Raw genomic sequence first — 21015 nt, forward strand, 5'->3', positions numbered from 1 at the left:
AAATTCACTCGATTTCTCGGAGTATTCTGAATGTCAGAATGGGAATCGAGGAGGAATTCATGACCATCAGTGTTGAGGCCTATGCCCGTGAATGTGCAGCACAAGGGTTGCGTGGCGACTATCATGCCTGCCAGCCGGATTTTACCGTCGAACAGCAATATGACTACTCGGCGGAAGATCAGGAGGTGTGGCGCACCCTCTGTGACCGTCAGACAAAGCTCACCTCGCGGCTTGCCCATCACAGCTACCTCGACGGCGTCGATGCGCTGGGCCTGCTCGACCGTATCCCCGACTTTCATGAAGTAAGCGAACGGCTGCGCAAATTGACGGGCTGGGAGATCGTGGCGGTCCCCGGTCTTATCCCGAACGAGCCGTTCTTCGATCATCTTGCCAACCGCCGCTTCCCGGTCACCAACTGGCTGCGCAGCAAGAAGGAGTTGGACTACATCGTCGAGCCGGACATGTTCCATGACTTCTTCGGCCATGTTCCCATTCTCAGCCAGCCGGTGTTTGCGGATTTCATGCAACTCTACGGTGAAAAGGGTGCCGCTGCGGTCCGTATCGGCGGTGAACAGATGGTCGCACGGCTTTACTGGTACACGGCTGAATTCGGTCTGATGCAGGAAGAGGGCGCCCCGCTCAAGGCCTTCGGCGCCGGCCTGATGTCATCGTTCAGCGAATTGCAGTTTGCGGTCGAAAGCCCGGATGCACACCACGTTCCATTCGATCTGGAAACGGTCATGCGGACCGTCTACGAGATCGACAAGTTCCAGCGCGCCTATTTTGTTCTCCCAAGCTTTGCCGCGCTGCGCGATGCCTTCGAAACCGCCGATATGGCCACCCTTGTTGCCCGGTGGAAGGACAGCCCACCGCTGGACCCGTCGGCAATCTAGGCTGCGGTTTTCATCGCTGGTTTCACGATGACGCAGTTGCGGCCATTGCGCTTGGCCTCATAAAGCCTGCGATCGGCGGTCTGGAAATGATCGGCGATCGCCCCTGTCGAGACATCGATCACCCCGCCAATGCTGACGCTGAGCGGAACCTGCTCATTTTCAGGCGTCCGGAATTCAATCAACGTCACATCTTTGCGAATGATTTCGGCAATGGCGCGCACCTCATCCTCGTGTTCCGTGGCCAGGAAAACCGCAAACTCTTCGCCGCCGATGCGGCCGATGCTGTCGTTCTCGCCGATGCTGCGTGAAATGCAGTGGGCAATGGCAGTCAGCGCGCCATCGCCATTGTAATGGCCGTGCTGGTCGTTGATTTTCTTGAAATGATCTGCGTCGATGATCAGCAGGGATCCGGGTATCTGCCGGCGGACCCTGTCCACATGGGTGAAAAAAGCTTCACGGTTGAGCAGGCCCGTCATGCTGTCGCGGGAGGCTTTCTCCAGGAGCTTGGCATTGGTTTCCTCAAGCTGCAGCATGACCTGACTGAGTTGAAGCAGGGTCACGCGCAGTCGCTCGGACTGCCGGAACACCATCAGCGAGATCGGCGGGGTAATGGTCAACGGACAGATCGTTGCGATCACGAAGCCCATTTTGTTGTGCATGTCAAAAGCACTCATGATGCTCCCGGTGATCAGCAAAGAACAGACAATCGCGATCAGTGTGACAAGCGCACATTTGTACAGAATTCTGAACATTTCACCCCTAATACTGCTACCTGATTACTATGCTGCATTCATGAAGCGGCTGTTAGCGGAAAATGTAAAAACGGTCGTAGTTCGGACTTTTTTCGTCTATTGAGTCGTTATGGCAACAGACTGCCTGCCCCGTTACCGATGTCCCTGCAATGGCGAGTATGCATGACGAAAAATCCCGATCCTCTGAATTTTGCCCATGTAACGGACTGGGTGTTCGATCTGGACAACACGCTCTACCCGCATCATTCCAATCTGTTTTCGCAGATCGACGTGAAGATGACGGGCTATATCGCGGATCTCCTGCAACTTTCCCATGCGGATGCCCGCCAGATGCAGAAGCAGTTCTACAAGGATTACGGGACGACCCTCAAAGGGCTGATGGATCGCTACAATATCGATCCGGACGATTTCCTGCAGAAGGTCCATGATATCGATTATTCATGGCTGGTTCCCAATCCGGCATTGGCCATGGCGATCAAACATCTGCCGGGGCGCAAGTTCATTTTCACCAATGGTGACCGTGGCCACGCGGAGCGGGCGGCCCGGCAACTCGGTGTCCTCGACCAGTTCGACGATATTTTCGATATTGTCGCGGCCGAATTGATGCCCAAGCCGGCACGGCAGGCCTATGACCGTTTTCTTGATCTGCACGGGATCGATGCCAAGAGCAGCGCCATGTTCGAGGACCTCGCGCGCAATCTGGTCGAGCCGAAGGCGCTCGGCATGAAGACAGTCCTGATCGTGCCGCACAATTTCGAGCCGACGTTCTCCGAGATATGGGAACGCGATCCGGACTATACCGATCATGTCGATTACGTGACCGACGATCTGGCGTCGTTCTTGAATGCGATCCAGCCGGGGCAGGTCCGTGCAGGCATGCCCGCCTGAAGCGATCTGCATCGGTCGAAGCGGTCATCGACGCTGCGGGGTACCGGGTCCTGGCCCGGTCCGCGCAGCCGCGACGAGGCAGAGGGTCAGGGCAGCTCGTAGAAGGTCTTGATCACGTCCCACGCCTCTTCGGCGTCATCGACAAAGGTGATCAATTCCCTGTCCGACGGCGAAATGACACCCTGCTCGGCCAGGAATTCAAAATTGATCGCCTTTTCCCAGAATGACCGGCCGAAGAGGAGGACCGGGATCCGCTCCATGCGCCCTGTCTGGATGAGTGTCAGCGTCTCGAATGTCTCGTCCATGGTGCCGAAGCCGCCGGGGAAAATCGCAAGCGCTTTTGCGCGCATCAGGAAGTGCATTTTCCGGATGGCAAAATAGTGAAAGTTGAAGCAGAGCTCCGGCGTCACATATTCGTTCGGCGCCTGTTCGTGCGGCAGGACGATGTTGAGGCCAATGGTCGGCGCTCCGATATCGGCTGCACCGCGATTGCCCGCTTCCATCACGCCGGGACCGCCGCCGGTAACAACGACAAACTCGCGGTTGTAGGTGGTCGCGGAATAGGTCGAGCATAGCTGGGCGAACTTGCGCGCCTCGGCATAATAGCGCGAGTTGGCTTCAAGGTTCTTCTTCTGCACTTCGTTCTTCGCGGCCCAGGCTTCACCGCCGGGCTCGGGAATACGCGCGCCGCCGAAAAGCACGACTGTCGAACGGATGCCCCGCTGGGTTAGTGCCATTTCCGGCTTGAGCAATTCAAGCTGCAACCGCACTGCGCGCAGATCGCGGCGTGTCATGAACTCCGGATCGGCAAAGGCAAGACGATAGGTGTCCGATTGTGTTTGCGGGGTCTCGGGAGCGGTTTCTACCCGCCGTACGGCTTCAGTGGAGTGGGAAAATGGCGTCCAGCCGTTTTTTTCATCGGTATTCAATTATATTCTCCTTCTGCGGACGCAAGTGACGCTTACAGACATTAAATCCTATTCGTCGTCCAACATTGTGGCGCTGCGATTGACCCTCTCACAGACTTATCTTACTAGGCCTTACATCAGCCTTAACCGCCCGTGCAATGGAGTGACCTGAAAATGTCCAAGCCCGACCTGGCCAGTCTTGAAGAGACCATCAACAAGGCCTTTGACGAACGCGATGCCGTGAACACCGAAACGCGCGGCGAAATACGCGATGCGGTTGACACATCATTGCTGCTTCTCGACAGCGGCGAAGCCCGTGTTGCCGAACGGCAGGCGGATGGTGCATGGACCGTCAATCAGTGGCTCAAAAAGGCAGTGCTCCTTTCCTTCCGTCTCAATCACATGGGCATCATCGAGGGCGGCCCTGGCGGTGCACCGTGGTGGGACAAGGTTCCCTCCAAGTTTGATGGCTGGGGTGCGACCGAGTTCAGCAAGGCGGGCTTCCGCACGGTGCCGAGCGCGATTGTCCGCCGTTCGGCCTATATTGCTCCCGGCGCCATCCTGATGCCGTCCTTCGTCAATCTCGGCGCCTATGTCGGCGAGGGGACGATGGTGGATACATGGGCCACGGTGGGCTCCTGCGCACAGATCGGCAAGCACGTGCACCTTTCCGGTGGCGTCGGCATCGGCGGCGTTCTCGAGCCCATGCAGGCAGGTCCGACCATCATCGAAGACAATTGCTTCATCGGCGCCCGCTCGGAAGTGGTCGAAGGCTGCATCGTGCGCGAAGGCGCGGTCCTCGGCATGGGCGTGTTCATCGGCAAATCGACAAAGATCGTCGACCGTGCCACCGGCGAGATTTTCTACGGCGAAGTTCCGCCCTATTCGGTCGTTGTCGCGGGCACTCTGCCGGGCAAGCCTTTCCCGAACAATGAACCGGGCCCGAGCCTCTATTGCGCGGTGATCGTCAAGCGCGTCGACGAGAAGACCCGCTCCAAGACCTCGATCAATGAATTGCTGCGTGACTGATTAGGCGATTTACATCTGGACAGACGGAGATTCCCGACAGAAGCTGGTACCCAAGCCGATTCCATCTCAGCTGAGGTACCAGTATGACTGTGCAGGCTTCCCTTCTGACCCGCGATTATGACGCCAAGCGGCGCCATGCCATTGCCGCCGCCACCATCGGCAATGGCCTCGAATGGTTTGATTTTACCGTCTACGGCTTCTTCACGCCGATCATCGCGCGCTTGTTCTTTCCCGCGATCAATGACCTGACCTCGATCCTGCTCACGGTCGGCACCTATGGTGTCGGCTTTTTCATGCGCCCGGTCGGGGCAGTTGTTCTCGGTGTCTACGCCGACCGGAAGGGGCGCAAGGCGGCACTGACCCTGACAATCCTGATGATGGCGTTCGGCACGGCACTGCTCGGCTTTGCGCCGACCTATGCGCAAGCAGGCATTGTCGGGCCGCTGGTTATTGTTCTGGCGCGGTTGATCCAGGGCTTTTCCGCCGGTGGAGAGATCGGCGGCGCGACGGCCTTTCTCATCGAGTATGCGCCGCCGGAAAAACGCGGGTTCTATGCCAGCTGGCAGCAGACAAGTCAGGCGCTGGCCGTCGTGCTCGGTGGTATCTGCGGCACCATCGTCACGCACGCGCTTGATCCCGCAGCCATCGACAGCTGGGGCTGGCGCGTGCCGTTCCTTCTGGGGTTGCTGATCGGACCGGTCGGGTTCTACATCCGCGCCCGCGTCGATGAGACGCCGGTCTTCACCGACAGCCACACGCAGAAGAGCGAGTCGCCGCTGCGTGACGCCCTCAGGGATCATCCGCGCGGGATTGCATCCGGCTTTGGCGTCACCATTCTCTGGACGGTATGCACCTATGTGCTGCTGTTCTACATGACGACCTATGCCGTCAAGCAGCTCAACATCCCGCTCGCCGATGCATTCGTTGCGACGACCATTGGCGGGCTGGTGCTGATGCTGGGTTGTCCCATTGCCGGGGCCTTGTCGGACCGCGTGGGGCGCAAGCGGCTGTTGCTGGCCGCCGCCATTGCCATCGGTGTTCTGATCTATCCACTGTTCGCGTGGGTCAATGCCAAGCCCGATCTGATGACCCTGGCTATTGTCCAGGGCATTCTCGGCCTGCTTCTCGCCGCATTCACCGGACCGGCACCGGCGCTGCTGGCCGAGCAGTTTCCCGCCGGGCTGCGCTCCACCGGGCTGTCACTCGCTTATAATTTCGCCGTGACCATTTTCGGCGGTTTTGCCGCTGTCATCGTCACGCTCCTGATCGAGGCAACAGGTACGAAACTGGCTCCGAGTTTTTATGTGATGGCGGCGGCGCTGGTGAGCGCGCTGACGCTTTTGACCATGAAGGACAAAACGGGAAAGCCGATCGACTGAACCGTTTACGCGACGAATTTCTGGCGGATCTCGGCCACCGCATGGCAGCGGACCGGCTGCCCCTCAGCCTGTTTGACGCAGGCAATGACCTTTTGCGCCAGGGGCGTGGGGACATTCTTTTCCCGGGCCAGTTTCACGATGACACCCTGGAGGTAATCGATTTCGGTGGTCCGGCCACGGGAAAAATCCTCCCACATGGATGATCGGGCACGCGGGTCGATAGCCAGCATCCGGCGGGCGATGCGGCGGAAGAGAAAATCGGGCAATCGCAGAATCCATGGGAGTATCGCGGGTGATACGCCCTGGACCGGGGCTGCAACAATGCCATGTGCGCGCATGACCTTGAGGCCTTCGCCCATCTGATCGGCAAGCAAGACGCGCCAGTCACGGTCCGCAAGCTGTGCGGCAAGCGGCAGGTTTGACAAGGCGTTGAGCGCGTTGTTCAGGTTCATCATCAGCTTGCCCCAGAGAATGCCTTGCATATTGTCGTGGTGGCTGACCGGAAGGTCCGGCGTCGACAGGGCTTCGGTCAGGCCTTCGACCTTGTTCTCGACAAGGATCGTGCCCTGCGTGGTGCGGCGTACGGTCAGGGGCAGTGCGCCCGCATCCGATTGGACAACGTTGAAAGGCACCATCCCGGCAATCACGGTCATGCTCTCCGGGAGGTTCTTTTGCAGAACGTCGGCATTGCCAACGCCGTTCTGCAGGCTCACGACAATGCTGTCTGCAGGCGCGTATCTGGCAATCAGCCCCGCCATCTCTTGCGTCGCGCCGCTCTTGACCGCCACGAGAATGATCCGCGCCTTGTCGAAGGCAGTGGCAGGGTCCTGGGTGAGGGAAAGCCGGTCCGGGGGTAGAAGCCGCTCCGTGCCGTCGAGATTGACAATTTTCAGGCCGGCGCGCCGGATTTCGTCCGCCACGCGGGGCCGCACCAGGAACGTGACTGCTTTTCCCGCGGCGGCAAGCTGCCCGCCGACATAGCAGCCAATGGAACCGGCACCTGCGACAACAATGCGGCTGGCGTTTTCAAGCATTGGCGGGCCCCGGTTTGACGCAATCGTCAGCCATTAAAACAGATGCGCGCATTGTGATCCAGTGCGTGACAGGATGCTGCTTTTGGATTATCGCTTTGCACATGACATCCTCGACAGATCCCGTAAAAAACCTCGCCCAACTCATTGCTTGTCCGTCGGTTACACCAGCGGAAGGCGGTGCTCTCACCACGCTTGAAGCCATGCTGGCGCCGCTGGGCTTTTCCGTCGAGCGCCCCACCTTCAGCGAAGACGGGACGCCGGACGTTGAAAACCTCTATGCCAGACGTTCGGGCAATGGGCCGCATCTGATGTTTGCCGGTCATACCGATGTTGTTCCCGTCGGTGACGCGGCGGCCTGGACCTACCCGCCATTTTCGGCGGCGATCCACAAGGGCGAGATGTACGGCCGGGGTGCGGTGGATATGAAGGGCGGCATCGCCTGCTTTGCCGCCGCCGTTGCTCGGCACATTGCGAAGAACGGAGCGTTGAAGGGCTCGATTTCCTTCCTGATCACCGGCGATGAGGAAGGCCCGTCGATCAACGGTACCGGTAAATTGCTGGAATGGGCCAAGGCGAGGGGCGAAACCTGGGATGCGGCCATCGTCGGCGAGCCGACCAATCCCGACAAGCTGGGCGACATGATCAAGATCGGCCGGCGCGGTTCGCTCTCGGGAACAATCACCGTTCACGGTGTTCAGGGGCACGCGGCCTATCCGCATCTGGCCGACAGCCCGGTTCGCGGGCTAGTGACGCTGGTGGACAGCCTGCTTTATCCGGCTTTCGACAAGGGGACGAAGAACTTTCAGGCGACCAACCTGGAAGTCACGACGATCGATGTCGGAAATCCGGCGGTCAACGTCATCCCGGCCAAGGCAACCGCGACGTTCAATATCCGTTTCAACGACACATGGACGGATGAGACGCTGATGGCGGAAATCCACAACCGTCTCGACAAGGCATCCGGGCGGCGCAAGCTGCGGCCGGGCCGGAAAACCCCGGTCAATTACGAGCTGGTCTGGCGCGACCGGCCAAGCCACGTCTTTCTCACCCATGATGAAAAACTTATCGGCACGCTGACGGCTTCGGTCGAAGCCGTGACCGGCAAGCGGCCGCAGCTGTCCACGTCGGGCGGCACCTCCGATGCGCGCTTTATCAAGGATTATTGCCCGGTGGTCGAATTTGGGCTCGTGGGGCAGACCATGCACATGGTGGATGAGCGCGTGGCGGTCGCAGACCTGGAAACGCTGACACAAATTTACGAGCGGTTCATTGCCGACTTTTTTGCCTGAGCGACCATGCTGAATTTTGAAGACATCCAGCGTTATTTCTGGGGCTCGTGGCGGATCATGAACGGCCATGCCGACGGTCTGGAATTGTTCGACCTTTCCGAAGACGGCTTCTGGCAATCATTCCAGGCCATCACGGTGTCGCTGCCACCCCTGATTTTGAGCTGGATTGTTTTTGCCAATGATGCGGTGGCCTTCCGGCCCGAAACAGGAACCCGGTTGTCCCTGATCGGCCGGATCGCCTTTGTCGATTTGACCGCGTGGGTCCTGCCATTGGTGGTGCTGCTTTTTGTTGCACCGCGCATTGGCCTGCGCAACCGTTTCAGTGTCTATGTGATCACCAGCAACTGGGGGTCCGCATTGGTGAACTGGCTGGTTGTGCCCGCCACACTGGTTCATATTTTCGTTCCAACCCGGCCGCAGCTCTCTCTGGGTGTCGACCTCATCCTCAACGCCGTTGCGCTTGTTTTGACCTATCGATTGACGCATGTGGCATTGAAGAAAACCTATGCCTATACGACGGCGTTCTTCGCCATTCTGGTCACGGGATATATAATCCTGGTGGTCGTTCTTCAGAGCGTGCTGGGCATTGCCATGCCGGAGCCGGTCACACTCGGATAATCCACGCCGACGAGGTAGAGCCCGTAAGGCGGCGCGACAGGGCCGCAGGCCTTGCGGTCCCGGGCCGCAAGGGCATCGCTGACATCATCGGCTGTCCAGCGCCCGCAACCCACTTCGTTCAACGTTCCCGCAAATGAGCGAATCTGGTTGTGCAGGAACGAGCGCGCGGATGCCCTGATTTCGATGATTTCCCCGTTGCGAAGCACACTGAGGTGATCGAGCGATTTGACCGGGCTTTTTGCCTGACATTGGGTGGCGCGAAAGGTCGTGAAATCATGGGTTCCGACCAGCCGTTGTGCCGCCTCGTGCATTGCCTCCGCATCGAGCGGCTTCTTCACCCACCACGCGCGGAATGCTTCGAGCGGTGCCGGCGGGCGGCGATTGATGATGCGGTAGAGATAATGCCTGCCCGTCGCGGAGAAACGCGCATCGAAATTCTCGGTCATCCGCTCGACATTGATGATCCCGACCGTTTCTCCGGCCACGACGAGATGGGCGTTGAGCGCCTCGCGCACCTTGGCGCTGCTCCAGTCCTTGGTCAGATCCACATGGGCAATCTGGGCAATCGCATGCACGCCGGAATCGGTGCGGCCCGCTGCGCCGAGGGAGATGGTTTCGCCGCAAAACTTGAAGATGGCCTGCTCGATGGCTGCCTGAACGGTATGGCCGTTTTCCTGCCGCTGCCAACCCGCATAGGGGGTGCCGTCATATTCGATGGTGAGTTTGTAGCGCGGCATCAAAGGCCCTCGAACGCTCTGGAATAGACCAGCGTTCCCGACAGAGGTGCATCAGCGAAAGCCAGCGCCTGGAGATACTCGCCCTGATATTGGCTGGCAAAACCCGATGCCCGTGCATTCATATAGCCGAAGCGACCGTAATAGCCGGGATCGCCGAGGACAATGGAAAGGGTTTCGCCCATGAGCACCAATTCCTGATGCGCGGCCCTGATCAGTGCCGACCCGATGCCTCTACCCTGGTGACCGGAGACGACACTGAGCGGCGCCAGTGCAACCGCGTCAAAGCTGGTTCCATTCTCAACGCGCAGCCTTGAAAACAGGATGTGGCCCGCCAGGGCACCATCGAATTCCGCAACCAGTTCGAGCACGATATCGCCGTTGCCACTGAGTTGCTCGACCAGCCTTGCCTCATCCGGTCCCGCAAAAGCGTCTTCGACGATAGCTGAGATCAACGCGCGGTCCGCGGGCTGTACGCGACGAATGGTGATGCTGCTCATGGCAGCTTTGCCCCTTGCGCAATCTTGGCGCCGCGCTGGAATTCCTGCCCGTCCATCGCCTTGCCGCCCGCGCGCTGCAGCGCGCGCAAACGCACTGCACCTTCTCCGCAGGCAATGCGCAGATCGTCATCAAGCACCGTGCCCGGCACGCCGGCACCGGTTGCAAGCAGCGAGCGCAGCAACTTGACACGTTCAAGGCCGTCACCGATCTCCATCTCGCACCAGGCGCCCGGAAACGGTGCCAGACCGCGAATACGGTTATGGATGTCAATGGCCGGCAGGGTCCAGTCGATGCGGGTTTCTACCTTGGTGATCTTCGACGCGTAGGTGACACCGTCTTCCGATTGCGGTGTCAGGGTGAGGCTGTCCCGTTCCAGCGCGGCCATAGCGCGCACCATCAGGTCGGCGCCGATCATGCTGAGCTGGTCATGCAGTTCGCCCGCGGTCGTGTCGGGCGTGATCTTGACCTTTTCGGCCATGGCGACCGGGCCGGTATCCAGCCCCTCATCCATTTTCATGATCATCATGCCGGTTTCGCTGTCGCCCGCCATGATGGCACGCTGGATCGGCGCGGCGCCGCGCCAGCGCGGAAGAAGCGAGGCATGGCCGTTGTAGCAGCCAAGGCGCGTGCCTTCGAGAATAGCGGTGGGCAGGATCAGGCCATAGGCCACCACGATGGCAACATCCGCATTGAGATCACAAAACGCCTGCTGTTCCTCGGGGCTGCGAAGGCTTTTGGGCGTGCGCACTTCAATGCCGAATTCTTCGGCATTGCGATGAACGGGCGAGGGGGTCAGTTCCAGCCCGCGCCGGCCTGCCGGACGCGGCGGCTGACTGTAGACGGCGACGATCTCATGGCCCTGACCAATGAGCGCGTTGAGAACCGGCACGGAGAATTCCGGGGTTCCCATGAAGACGATACGCAGGCTCATGGCTTACACCGCCAGCCGGCTCGGAACACGATCCTTGGCAAGCTTCTTGAACTTCTTCATCACCATTTCACGCTTGAGGCGCGAGATGTAATCGATGAACAGAACGCCATTAAGGTGGTCGATCTCGTGCTGAAGGCAGGTCGCCAGCAAACCGTCCGCCTCGATTTCATGCTTTTTGCCGTCGATGTCGAAATAGGCGACGCGCACTTTTGCCGGACGTTCCACTTCCGCATAATAATCCGGAATGGACAGGCAGCCTTCTTCATAGATGTTGCGTTCGGTGCTCGACGACAAAATCTCGGGGTTGATGAAAACCTGAGGTGCCTTCGGTTCGTCTTCCTTGGCAAGGTCGATCACCAGCATGCGCAGCGGTTCCGCCACCTGAATGGCGGCGAGGCCGATCCCCGGCGCGTCATACATGGTGTCGAGCATGTCGTTGGAGAATTTGCGCAAATCGGCGTCAAAGCGCTCCACGGGTTTGGAAACCTGGCGCAACAGCGGATCGGGAAGAATGACAAGCGGTTTGATAGACATGAGCATCACCTAATATCTCGGCTTTCAACCGTCAATCCCGGCATAAATGGCATTTGTGAAAATGTTCTCGTTTTGATCTCACATTTGCCATCCGAATCGGTTAGTCTGCTTCCCATGGAAACATCACATTCACTCGACCAGCCATTGTTTCAGCTTGGTGCCACCTCGATATCGGTCGGTACCGCGCTGGTAATGGCGGCTATCATCGTTGCACTTGCCATTGTCCTGTGCGGGATCGCGCTCTGGCGTTCGGCACGGGTACGGCTGATCGCGGAATTCCAGGCGGAAGACCGTGCGCGTGATGCGGAAGTACGGATGGCCGAGATCCTGAAGAGCCAGTCAGAGATGCAGGGCCGCATGCAGACCATGGCGGAACTTTTCGGTTCGCGCCAGGCGGAGCTCAACCAGTCGATCCGCGAGCGCCTTGACGGCATGACCAGCCGCATCGGCCAAACCATGACGGAACAGACGCAGTCGACCCATGAAAACCTGGCCAAATTGCAGGAGCGGCTGGCGGTCATCGATACCGCGCAGAACAATATCCAGTCGCTGGCCGGACAGGTTGTCCAGCTGCAGGCGATTCTCGCCAACAAGCAGACGCGCGGCGCTTTCGGCCAAGCGCGCATGGAAACCATCATTGCCGATGGCCTGCCGCAGGGAGCCTATGAGTTCCAGGCTACACTTTCCAATGGAAGCCGGCCGGATTGTATCGTCCGCATGCCGAATGGCGCGCCCAATCTGGTCATCGACGCCAAATTTCCGCTGGAAGCATGGAACGCCATCCGCGAGTCCGAGACACCGGATACGAAGAAACTGGCGCTTGCCCAGTTCCGCCGGGATATCGAGATCCATATTCGCGATGTTTCAGAGAAATATCTGATCAATGGCGAAACCCAGGATACGGCATTTCTCTTTGTCCCATCGGAATCCATCTTTGCCGAAATTCACGAGAATTTCGAAGGCATTGTGCAAAAAGCCCATCGTTCGCGCATCGTCATCGTTTCGCCATCGCTGCTGATGCTGTCCATTCAGGTCATTCAGGCGGTGCTCAAGGATGTGCGCATGCGCGAGCAGGCCCATCTCATTCAGGGTGAAGTGATCCGCCTGATGGAAGATGTCGGGCGTCTGGACGACCGGGTCCGGCGGCTGCAGACGCATTTCGGTCAGGCGAGCAAGGATATTGACGATATTCTCGTCTCGTCCAGCAAGGTGACGAAGCGCGGCCAGAAGATCGAGGCGCTGGAGTTTGTCGATCCGGCGGCCGGCGAACCCGCGAAGGGGCCGGATGCCAACAGGTCGGCAGCATCGGCAACGGGCCAGTTGCGCCTGCGCGTGGTGGATGAAGATTAGCCCTCAACGATTTTTTGCCGCCGCGTCTTCCAGCTACTTGCAGTCTGCGGTTTGACGAAGACGGACACGATGTCCGGGTTGGCCTGACGGATCCCTGTTTCGATACGCTCGACGCAGGCTTCGATTTCGGGTGCGGCAAGATGATCCTCAAATTCAATGCTGAGCCCGGCAACGATCTGCTTGGGTCCCATATGGACGGTCAGCACGCCGTTTGCCTGCTGAATGGCCGGATCTTTGCCGGCGATGTCAAGAATCTGCTGTTCCGCCTCGGGAAGTGCCGACTCGCCGATCAGCAGGCCCTTGCTTTCCCGGGCGAGGAAAATTGCGGTTGCACCGAGGATCATGGCAATGCCGATGGAGGCGACGCCATCGAGTTCAGGCATGTCGAAGAATTGCGCCGCTGAAATGCCGGCAAAAGCTACGATGAGTCCCAGCAACGCAGCCGTATCCTCAAACAGGACGGTAAAGACGCTCGGGTCCTTGCTCTGTTGCACGGCTTCGAGATAGCCAAGCTTGCCTTTCATGGTTCGGAATTCTTTCAGCGCGACTGTCCATGAGATGCCCTCGAACAGCAGCGCAAAGCCAAGCACGACATAGTTGACAGTGGGATTGGCGACGGGCTCCGGCTCAAGAATGTGGGTGAGGCCTTCATAGAACGAGACACCGGCGCCCACGGCAAACACCAGCAACGCAACGATGAAACTCCAGAAGTAAAGCTCGCGTCCATGCCCGAGCGGATGCGCCTTGTCGGCTGGCTTGGCGGCCCGCCGCAGACCGTAGAGAAGCAGGCCGCCATTTCCCGTATCCACAAGCGAATGAACGCCTTCCGACAGCATGGCGGAACTGCCGGTGAAGAAGGCGGCAATGAACTTGGTGGCCGCGATCAGAAGATTGCCGAGGATGGCGGCATAGATAACCTTCTTCGATCCCGCATGACTGCCAGATTGTGATGCCATAGAAGCCCCCTTTTCCCACGTCTCAACGTAGCAGGATTTGAATGGTTCCGGCACTGTTGTGCTGTTGCGGCGGCAAATGGTCGGAATGACGCTAGTCGTTGGTGCCGTCATGGGATAACCCTGCCACAAACGGCGCAGGGCATCATGGCTGATTCACAGGTAGAGAACGCAATTTTCCTCGGTATTGATACGGGCGGCACCTATACGGATGCGGTTCTCTGGTCGGAGGCGCGGGGTGTTATCGCCAAGGCAAAGGCTCTGACAACACGTCACGATCTGAGTGTGGGTATCTCCGGGGCGGTCGAGCGCATTGTCGAAGAGGCTTCCGTTGATCCCGGCCATATCCGCCTTGTGTCCATGTCGACGACCCTGGCCACCAATGCTCTTGTCGAAGGACAGGGCGGGCGGATCGCGCTTGTCATGGTTGGGTTCTCGCCGGCCGACCTCGAGAAGGCGGACCTCGGGTCTGCCCTTGGCTCCGATCCCGTCGTCTTCCTGCCCGGCGGGCACGATGTCTATGGCCGCCCGCAACCTTTCGATGTCTCGACGCTGCAGGAGGCCTTGCCGCGCCTCAAGGAGGAGGTGACGGGCTTTGCAGTCTGCGCCTATTTTGCCGTGCGCAACCCCGAGCATGAGATTGCCATTCGTGATCTTGTGCGCGCTGAGACGGGTCTGCCTGTTACCTGCAGTCACGAACTTTCGGCCAAGCTGAACGGTCCGCGCCGGGCCCTGACAACGGTCCTCAATGCGCGGCTCATCGCCATGATTGACCGTCTGGTGGCGGCAACGGAAGGATTTCTGGACCGGCGCGGCATACATGCGCCGCTCATGGTGGTGCGCGGCGATGGTGCACTGGTCTCGGCGGCTTTTGCACGGCACCGTCCGATTGAAACGATCCTGTCGGGACCGGCTGCCAGTCTTGTCGGCGCGCGCCACATGACGGGCCTCGACAACGCTATCGTGTCCGATATTGGCGGGACGACCACGGACGTTGCCGTTCTCGACAATGGCCGTCCACGGCTTGATCCCAATGGCGCCACCGTTGGCGGTTTCCGCACCATGGTCGAGGCGGTGGCCATGCGTACGTTCGGGCTGGGCGGTGATTCAGAGGTGTCGCTGGACGACAATGCCATGGCACCGCGCATCATGCTTGGACCACGGCGGCTGGTGCCGCTGTCCCTGCTTGCGGCCAATCACGGTGCCATCGTCATCGATCATCTGGCGCGGCAGGTGAAGACGGCCAATCCCGGACGCCTGGATGGCCGGTTCGCTTTGCTGACCGGCGTTCCCGAGCAAATGGCATCCGGATTGAGCAAGGGTGAAGCCGAGCTCTATCAGCGGATCACCCGGGAGCCGCAGCCGCTCGACCGGCTCCTGAACTCGGTTTCCCAGACCGCGACGATCAATCGGCTGGTTGCGCGGGGACTCGTTCATCTCTCGGGGTTCACGCCGTCCGATGCCTGCCATGTTCTCCATCTGCAGAACAATTGGAACGGCGAGGCGGCGCGCTATGGCGCCATTCTCTATGCCAGGCGCAAGGACGGCGCGGGCCGCCCGCTGTGCGATACGCCGGAAGAAATTTCGCGGCGCACCTATGACGCGCTCATTCGCCGTTCATCGGAAGTGGTGCTGGAAACCGTGTTTGCCGAAGATGGATTGGATGGACCTGAGATGGTGGCCAGTCCGCTGACCCAGCGCGCGCTTTCCGGGCAGGGCGGTATTGCCGGCGTCAAGCTTGATATTGACCGGCCGCTGATCGGCCTGGGTGCTTCCGCTCCCGTCTATTATCCCGCCGTTGGAGCCATGCTGGGTGCGCCAAGCATTGTTCCCGTCGATACGGACGTTGCCAATGCGCTCGGTGCCGTGGTCGGGCAGGTGCGCGTATCGGTCGAAGCCCACATCGGCCAGCCCGCCGAAGGGATTTTTCGCGTGACAGCGGGGGAGGCGATGAAGGACTTTCAGGAGGAAGATCTCGCGATTGCCTTCGCTGAAGAAACGCTGCAAGGGCAGGTTCGCAGTTTCGCGCTGGAGGCTGGCACCGACGAGGCACAGGTCACCATCGCCCGAAACATCAGCGCTGCGACTGTTGAAGACCAGCGAAAATTCATCGAAGCGGTGCTGGTTGCAACCGCAACCGGCAGGCCTCGCATTGCCCACTGATTGATTGTTTCCCTTCTGGCACAAATCATGTTCATTTAGGCCGAATTGACGAGGAATGCTTTGGTGTGTTCAAGGGTACGCTAACAGAAAATCTTAAGGAGTATGGTATGAGCGAGCGGGTCGAGATCGATGGTCTGAAGGTGGCGAAAGAGCTCTACGACTTCGTGGCTAATGAAGCGGTGGTCGGAACATCGATCAATGCCGACGCCTTTTTCCAGGGTCTGGCAGCAATTGTCGATGATCTGTCGCCCAAGAACCGGGCCTTGCTCGCCAAGCGCGATGCATTTCAGGAAAAGCTCGATGCGTTCTATCGCGAAAAGCGGCAGACAGGATACACGCCGGAGCAATATGAAGCGTTCCTGCGGGAAATTGGCTATCTGCTGCCTGAGGGCGGAACATTCTCCGTCTCGACCGACAATGTGGATCCGGAAATCGCGGTAACGGCCGGACCGCAGCTCGTGGTGCCTGTCATGAACGCCCGCTATGCGCTCAACGCGGCCAATGCGCGTTGGGGTTCGCTTTACGATGCGCTCTATGGAACCGATGCCATTCCGGAAACCGACGGCGCGGAAAAGGGCAAGGCATTCAATCCGCTGCGTGGCGCCAAGGTCATCGCTTGGGCCAAGGCCTTTCTCGACGACAGCGCGCCACTCAATGGCGCACACTGGGCCGATGTGACCGGTCTTTCCGTTGATCGCGGCACACTTGTGCTCAAGACCGCCAATGGGGTCTCGCCGTCGCTGAAGGATCAGGCACAGCTCGTTGGCTATAAGGGCGATGCTTCCAGGCCATCCTCCATTCTGCTGGTGAAGAACGGCATGCATGTGGAGATCGTCATCAACGCCGATCATCCCATTGGAAAAACCGACCCGGCCAATATCGCCGATGTGGTGCTGGAATCGGCACTCACCACGATTCAGGACTGCGAGGATTCCGTTGCTGCCGTCGATGCGGAAGACAAGGTTGTTGTCTATCGCAATTGGCTCGGCCTGATGAATGGCGATTTGCAGGATACGTTTGAAAAGGGCGGCAAATCGGTCACGCGCAAGCTCAATCCCGACCGGGACTACACGGGAAAAGACGGCAAGCCGCTGACGCTGCCCGGCCGTTCGCTCATGCTGGTGCGCAATGTCGGTCATCTCATGACCAATCCGGCCATCCTCGACAAGGATGGCAATGAGGTGCCGGAAGGCATCATGGATGCGGCAATCACCGGCCTGATCGCCCTGCACGACGTCGGCCCCAAGGGCCGCCGCATGAATTCGCGCGCCGGTTCGATGTATGTCGTCAAGCCGAAAATGCACGGCCCGGAAGAAGTCGCCTTTGCCTCAGAGCTGTTCGGGCGCGTTGAAGCCCTGCTCGGCATGCAGCCCAACACGATGAAGATGGGCATCATGGATGAGGAGCGTCGTACGACGGTCAACCTCAAGGAAGCCATCCGTGCAGCGAAAGAACGGGTTGTTTTTATCAATACCGGCTTCCTCGACCGCACCGGCGACGAGATTCACACCTCGATGGAGGCGGGTCCGATGATCCGCAAGGGTGACATGAAGCAGGCATCGTGGATCGGCGCCTATGAAAACTGGAATGTCGATGTCGGGCTTGAATGCGGCCTTTCCGGCCACGCGCAGATCGGCAAGGGCATGTGGGCCATGCCGGACCTCATGGCAGCCATGCTTGAACAGAAGATTGCCCATCCGAAGGCCGGTGCCAACACCGCATGGGTGCCGTCGCCGACGGCCGCCACGCTGCATGCCACCCACTATCACAAGGTTGATGTGGCCGAGGTACAGGCAAAGCTGAAGACGCGCGGCCGCGCCAAACTCAGTGATATCCTGTCGGTGCCGGTCGCTTCGCGGCCCAACTGGACACCGGAAGATATCCAGCGCGAGCTCGACAACAACGCCCAGGGCATTCTGGGGTATGTCGTGCGCTGGGTGGATCAGGGCGTCGGCTGCTCCAAGGTCCCGGACATCAACAATGTCGGCCTGATGGAGGATCGCGCCACACTGCGCATTTCCGCCCAGCACATTGCCAACTGGCTGCATCACGGCGTTGCCGGCGAGGCGCAGGTTCTGGAAACGCTGAAGCGCATGGCCGGGGTCGTCGACAAGCAGAATGAGGGCGATCCGCACTATCAGCCGATGGCCGCCGATTTCGACGCATCGGTGGCGTTTCAGGCCGCTTGCGATCTGGTGTTCAAGGGGCGGGCACAGCCGAACGGCTACACCGAGCCGGTCCTGCACCGCCGCAGACTGCAACTGAAAGCCAAGCGCGCGGCTGCATAGCAGCCGATGCGCGCTCTTCCCCTCCTGGCCCTGGTGTTTCCGGCATTGTTGGCCGGGGCGGGGCTTGCGAGGGCGCAGGGCGCAGAACCGGCCATTGAAATCCTCAACTGGGGTCTGACGCGGGCGAGGGATGTCGGCACTGAAGCGGCACCGGATACACCGACAGGTTATAACCGGCTCGTCGACGGGCCGGTCGAGGTTGTCAGGGCCGACAAAATAACCGCCTGCCTCGGGACCAGTTTCGGCGTGATGTATGCCGCGTTCAATGTCCCCGATTTCCAGGTCGTGCCGATCATGATCGTTGTCCGGCATCCGGTCATTCACACGCCTGATGGTCGTAGTATGCAGCGCAGCAGCTGGCCCGACGGCGCCATCCGGCAGCAGCGCTATGCGGGCTGGGTGTTCGAGAAGAGCTACGAACTGGTTTCCGGTGTCTGGACCTTTTCCCTGCAGGACACGCATGGGCGCGAGTTTGCCACCAGGAGTTTCGACGTGACCGCCGGCAGCTGTCCCATATCCTGATAATGGCCAAGCCCGTTCAGATATCGTGCTGGATCGGCATTTCCTCTCCCTGCGGCGACGCGGATCGCGGGAATTTGCAAATAGCAATTGTCACGGAGCAAAATTAGACTATTTGATAATCACGAAAACTCCCGTGTCTCTCATATAATTTGGCGATTGGGTTTATCCATGAGCGATTTGCCCCATTCAGTTCTTCAGGACGCCCATCGGCTGGCTGCCCTTGCTGAATATGATGTCCTTGATACGCCGTCAGAGCCGGCATTCGATAATATTGTCTCTCTTGCCAAGCAGATTTGCGAGACACCGGTTGCTTTGATCAGCCTGGTCGCCGGAGACCGGCAATGGTTCAAGGCGCGGTCCGGCTTTGAGACCTGTGAAACACCTTTGGAGCAATCGGTTTGTGCCCATGCGCTGCCGACGGGCTCTGTCCTGGTCATTCCCGATCTCACACTGGATGAGCGCACCAGGCACAATACCCTGGTGACGGGAGAACCCCATATCCGGTTCTATGCCGGGGCAGTTCTCAATACACCCAGCGGCGAGGCGATCGGAACCCTGTGCGTGATCGACAGCGTGCCGCGCCCCGGCGGGCTGACCGAAGCACAAACCGAGGCCCTTCAGGACCTTGCCGAGCAGGTCATTACCATCCTCGAACTGCGCCGGGTGCTGGAAAACCGCAACGACGTTGTTCTCCAGCAGCAGCGCTCGATTCGCTCCAGCCTGAAACGGGCCCTGTCGAGTGAAGCGGCGCGCAACAAGCAGTACCGGGTCGATGGATGGCTTGGTCCCGCGCAACAGGCGGGGGGCATCGGGGCATTCGAACTCAATCTTAAAACCAATATTGCGCGCGTTACACCCGAAATGTGCAGGCTATACGGACTGCCGGAGAGCGAGCAATATTCCGCTCCGACGTTCGAGGTGCTGACCTATGCGGACGACAGGCATCTGGTTTCCGATCAACCATCGCGCCTTGATGGCAACGTCATGCTTGATATCGAATACCGGATCCGCCGTGCCGATGACGGGTCGCTGCGCTGGCTGAGCCGCCGTGGCGAGCTCACCCATGACGAGGCTGGCCAACCCGCGTTTTTCCGTGGCACGGTCCAGGATGTCACCAAGCGCAAGCAGGCGGAAATCCGCCAGGCTGCCCTCCTCGAACTGGGTGACAGTATTCGCGACGCCCATACAACGGGCGAAGCTGCGGAAATTGCCTCACGGATTCTCGGTGAAAACCTGAATGCCGGTCGTGCGGGATTTGCCATCATCGATCTGACGGCGGATCTATTCAATGTCGAGCGGGATTGGACAGCGGCCGCACTGAAGTCCATGGCCGGCCGCCACTCGCTGGTGAACTTCAAGGCGACGATCAAGAACTCACAGATCGGGATTCCGATTGCCGTCTCCGACATACCGGGAACGGACTGGCTGGCGCAGGACTATGACGGCTATGCCGCCCTTCAAGCCCGGTCGTTCATCAATGTACCGCTGATGCATGCCGGTGAACTCGTGGGGCTGATGTTTGTTCACGGTGAGAATCCGAGGGATTGGCAGACCGACGAGATTCAGTTTGTCGTGAGCATTGCCGACCGAACCTACGCGGCGATTGCCAAGCTGCAGGCCGAACATGAACAGGGTATTCTCAATCAGGAATTGAGCCATCGCCTGAAAAACACGCTTACCATGGTTCAGGCCATTGCGACGCAGACATTGCGCGATGCGCCGCAGGACGCGGTCGAGGCATTCAAGCAGCGCCTGATGGCGCTCAGCTCCGCGCACAATGTGCTGCTGCACCAGAACTGGTCGGCCGCGCGTATCCGCTCAGTGCTGGAGAGCGTCCTGGCGCTGCACGGCGAAACAGCGCAGTTCGTCTTGCGCGGACCCAATCTCAATCTCGGGCCAAAGGCCGTTCTTTCCCTGTCGCTGCTGCTGCATGAACTTGCCACGAACGCACTGAAATATGGGTCGCTGTCCAACAGGCAAGGCAAGGTGGAGATCAGTTGGGAAATCCAGCGTGCTTCGTCGCAGATGGAATTTGTTCTGACATGGCGCGAGAGCGGAGGCCCGGCCACAACTGCTCCCGAAAAGAAGGGATTTGGCTCGCGCCTGATCCGTTTTGGCCTGTCGGGCACCGGGGATGCCGATATTCAGTATGAGAAAGAAGGGCTTGTGGCGCGGTTCAGGGCGCCGCTGGCACTGGTCATGGATAATTGATCAAGATCTTTGGTCAATCCGCACGGACGGTCGGCGGC

19 protein-coding genes are annotated in these 21015 nt (G+C 59.4%); 11 read left to right on the top strand and 8 right to left on the bottom strand.

Going from position 1 to position 21015, the window contains the following annotated elements:
• The first annotated feature begins 59 nt into the window (after positions 1-59).
• Positions 60-893, top strand: a complete 834-nt coding sequence (phhA, locus tag ACIQWS_RS01430) for a phenylalanine 4-monooxygenase (RefSeq protein ID WP_346308423.1) — start codon at positions 60-62, stop codon at positions 891-893.
• On the opposite strand, the gene ACIQWS_RS01435 is transcribed toward phhA, so the two are convergent.
• Positions 890-1567, bottom strand: coding sequence for a GGDEF domain-containing protein (locus tag ACIQWS_RS01435; protein ID WP_403169534.1), 678 nt, complete (start codon positions 1565-1567; stop codon positions 890-892). The genes phhA and ACIQWS_RS01435 overlap by 4 nt on opposite strands.
• A gap of 240 nt (positions 1568-1807) precedes the next feature.
• On the opposite strand from ACIQWS_RS01435, the gene ACIQWS_RS01440 reads away from it, so the two are divergent.
• A complete protein-coding gene (locus ACIQWS_RS01440; protein WP_223612115.1) occupies positions 1808-2533 on the top strand; it encodes a pyrimidine 5'-nucleotidase in 726 nt (241 codons plus the stop codon).
• 86 nt (positions 2534-2619) lie between these two features.
• Here ACIQWS_RS01440 and ACIQWS_RS01445 read toward each other — a convergent pair whose 3' ends face one another.
• On the bottom strand, positions 2620-3462 hold the full coding sequence (locus ACIQWS_RS01445; RefSeq protein ID WP_223612113.1) for an LOG family protein: 843 nt from the start codon (positions 3460-3462) through the stop codon (positions 2620-2622).
• A gap of 153 nt (positions 3463-3615) precedes the next feature.
• Between ACIQWS_RS01445 and dapD the strand changes: the two genes are divergently transcribed.
• Both dapD and ACIQWS_RS01455 read left to right on the top strand, forming a co-directional pair.
• Positions 3616-4470 carry a 2,3,4,5-tetrahydropyridine-2,6-dicarboxylate N-succinyltransferase gene (gene dapD / locus ACIQWS_RS01450; RefSeq protein ID WP_403169538.1) on the top strand — a complete coding sequence of 285 codons (855 nt, stop codon included), beginning with the start codon at positions 3616-3618 and terminating at the stop codon, positions 4468-4470.
• An 83-nt stretch (positions 4471-4553) separates the two neighbouring features.
• On the top strand, positions 4554-5849 hold the full coding sequence (locus ACIQWS_RS01455) for an MFS transporter (protein WP_346308145.1): 1296 nt from the start codon (positions 4554-4556) through the stop codon (positions 5847-5849).
• 5 nt (positions 5850-5854) lie between these two features.
• On the opposite strand, the gene ACIQWS_RS01460 is transcribed toward ACIQWS_RS01455, so the two are convergent.
• Complete coding sequence (locus tag ACIQWS_RS01460; RefSeq protein ID WP_403169541.1) at positions 5855-6883, bottom strand: 2-dehydropantoate 2-reductase; 1029 nt, start codon at positions 6881-6883, stop codon at positions 5855-5857.
• 101 nt (positions 6884-6984) lie between these two features.
• On the opposite strand from ACIQWS_RS01460, the gene dapE reads away from it, so the two are divergent.
• Both dapE and ACIQWS_RS01470 read left to right on the top strand, forming a co-directional pair.
• Positions 6985-8172 (top strand): succinyl-diaminopimelate desuccinylase, encoded by a 1188-nt coding sequence (dapE, locus tag ACIQWS_RS01465; protein WP_403169544.1) that lies wholly within the window; start codon positions 6985-6987, stop codon positions 8170-8172.
• Between the two features lie 6 nt (positions 8173-8178).
• Positions 8179-8790, top strand: a complete 612-nt coding sequence (locus ACIQWS_RS01470; protein WP_403169546.1) for a hypothetical protein — start codon at positions 8179-8181, stop codon at positions 8788-8790.
• Here ACIQWS_RS01470 and truA read toward each other — a convergent pair.
• From truA to def, 4 genes are read right to left on the bottom strand one after another with little or no spacing between them, the layout of a single operon-like run.
• Positions 8742-9527, bottom strand: coding sequence for a tRNA pseudouridine(38-40) synthase TruA (gene truA / locus ACIQWS_RS01475; protein ID WP_346308141.1), 786 nt, complete (start codon positions 9525-9527; stop codon positions 8742-8744). The genes ACIQWS_RS01470 and truA overlap by 49 nt on opposite strands.
• Positions 9527-10024 (bottom strand): GNAT family N-acetyltransferase, encoded by a 498-nt coding sequence (locus ACIQWS_RS01480; protein WP_403169550.1) that lies wholly within the window; start codon positions 10022-10024, stop codon positions 9527-9529. Before ACIQWS_RS01480 ends, truA begins: the two co-directional genes overlap by 1 nt.
• The gene (fmt, locus tag ACIQWS_RS01485) at positions 10021-10950 is read right to left on the bottom strand and encodes a methionyl-tRNA formyltransferase (protein WP_403177344.1); all 930 of its coding nucleotides are present in this window, start codon (positions 10948-10950) and stop codon (positions 10021-10023) included. The genes ACIQWS_RS01480 and fmt overlap by 4 nt, the downstream gene beginning before the upstream one ends.
• A gap of 9 nt (positions 10951-10959) precedes the next feature.
• Complete coding sequence (gene def, locus ACIQWS_RS01490) at positions 10960-11490, bottom strand: peptide deformylase (protein ID WP_403169553.1); 531 nt, start codon at positions 11488-11490, stop codon at positions 10960-10962.
• Between the two features lie 114 nt (positions 11491-11604).
• Between def and ACIQWS_RS01495 the strand changes: the two genes are divergently transcribed.
• Positions 11605-12840 carry a DNA recombination protein RmuC gene (locus tag ACIQWS_RS01495; protein ID WP_403169555.1) on the top strand — a complete coding sequence of 412 codons (1236 nt, stop codon included), beginning with the start codon at positions 11605-11607 and terminating at the stop codon, positions 12838-12840.
• Here the strand turns inward: ACIQWS_RS01495 and ACIQWS_RS01500 are convergent.
• Positions 12837-13796 (bottom strand): cation diffusion facilitator family transporter, encoded by a 960-nt coding sequence (locus ACIQWS_RS01500; protein ID WP_403169557.1) that lies wholly within the window; start codon positions 13794-13796, stop codon positions 12837-12839. The two genes, ACIQWS_RS01495 and ACIQWS_RS01500, sit on opposite strands and share 4 nt — an antisense overlap.
• Before the next feature lie 144 nt (positions 13797-13940).
• Between ACIQWS_RS01500 and ACIQWS_RS01505 the strand changes: the two genes are divergently transcribed.
• The 4 genes from ACIQWS_RS01505 (at position 13941) to ACIQWS_RS01520 (ending at position 20977) form a co-directional block, all read left to right on the top strand.
• Positions 13941-15956 (top strand): hydantoinase/oxoprolinase N-terminal domain-containing protein, encoded by a 2016-nt coding sequence (locus ACIQWS_RS01505; RefSeq protein ID WP_403169560.1) that lies wholly within the window; start codon positions 13941-13943, stop codon positions 15954-15956.
• Between the two features lie 107 nt (positions 15957-16063).
• Entirely contained in the window at positions 16064-18244 is a 2181-nt protein-coding gene (locus tag ACIQWS_RS01510; RefSeq protein ID WP_403169563.1) for a malate synthase G, read from the top strand.
• A 6-nt stretch (positions 18245-18250) separates the two neighbouring features.
• Positions 18251-18766: a DUF3859 domain-containing protein gene (locus tag ACIQWS_RS01515; RefSeq protein ID WP_403169566.1), complete on the top strand. Its 516-nt coding sequence runs from the start codon at positions 18251-18253 to the stop codon at positions 18764-18766.
• 168 nt (positions 18767-18934) lie between these two features.
• The gene (locus tag ACIQWS_RS01520) at positions 18935-20977 is read left to right on the top strand and encodes a GAF domain-containing protein (RefSeq protein WP_346305920.1); all 2043 of its coding nucleotides are present in this window, start codon (positions 18935-18937) and stop codon (positions 20975-20977) included.
• Positions 20978-21015 lie beyond the last annotated feature (38 nt).

Source organism: Phyllobacterium sp. NPDC097923 (genome assembly GCF_044760925.1).
GTDB lineage: Bacteria > Pseudomonadota > Alphaproteobacteria > Rhizobiales > Rhizobiaceae > Phyllobacterium > Phyllobacterium calauticae.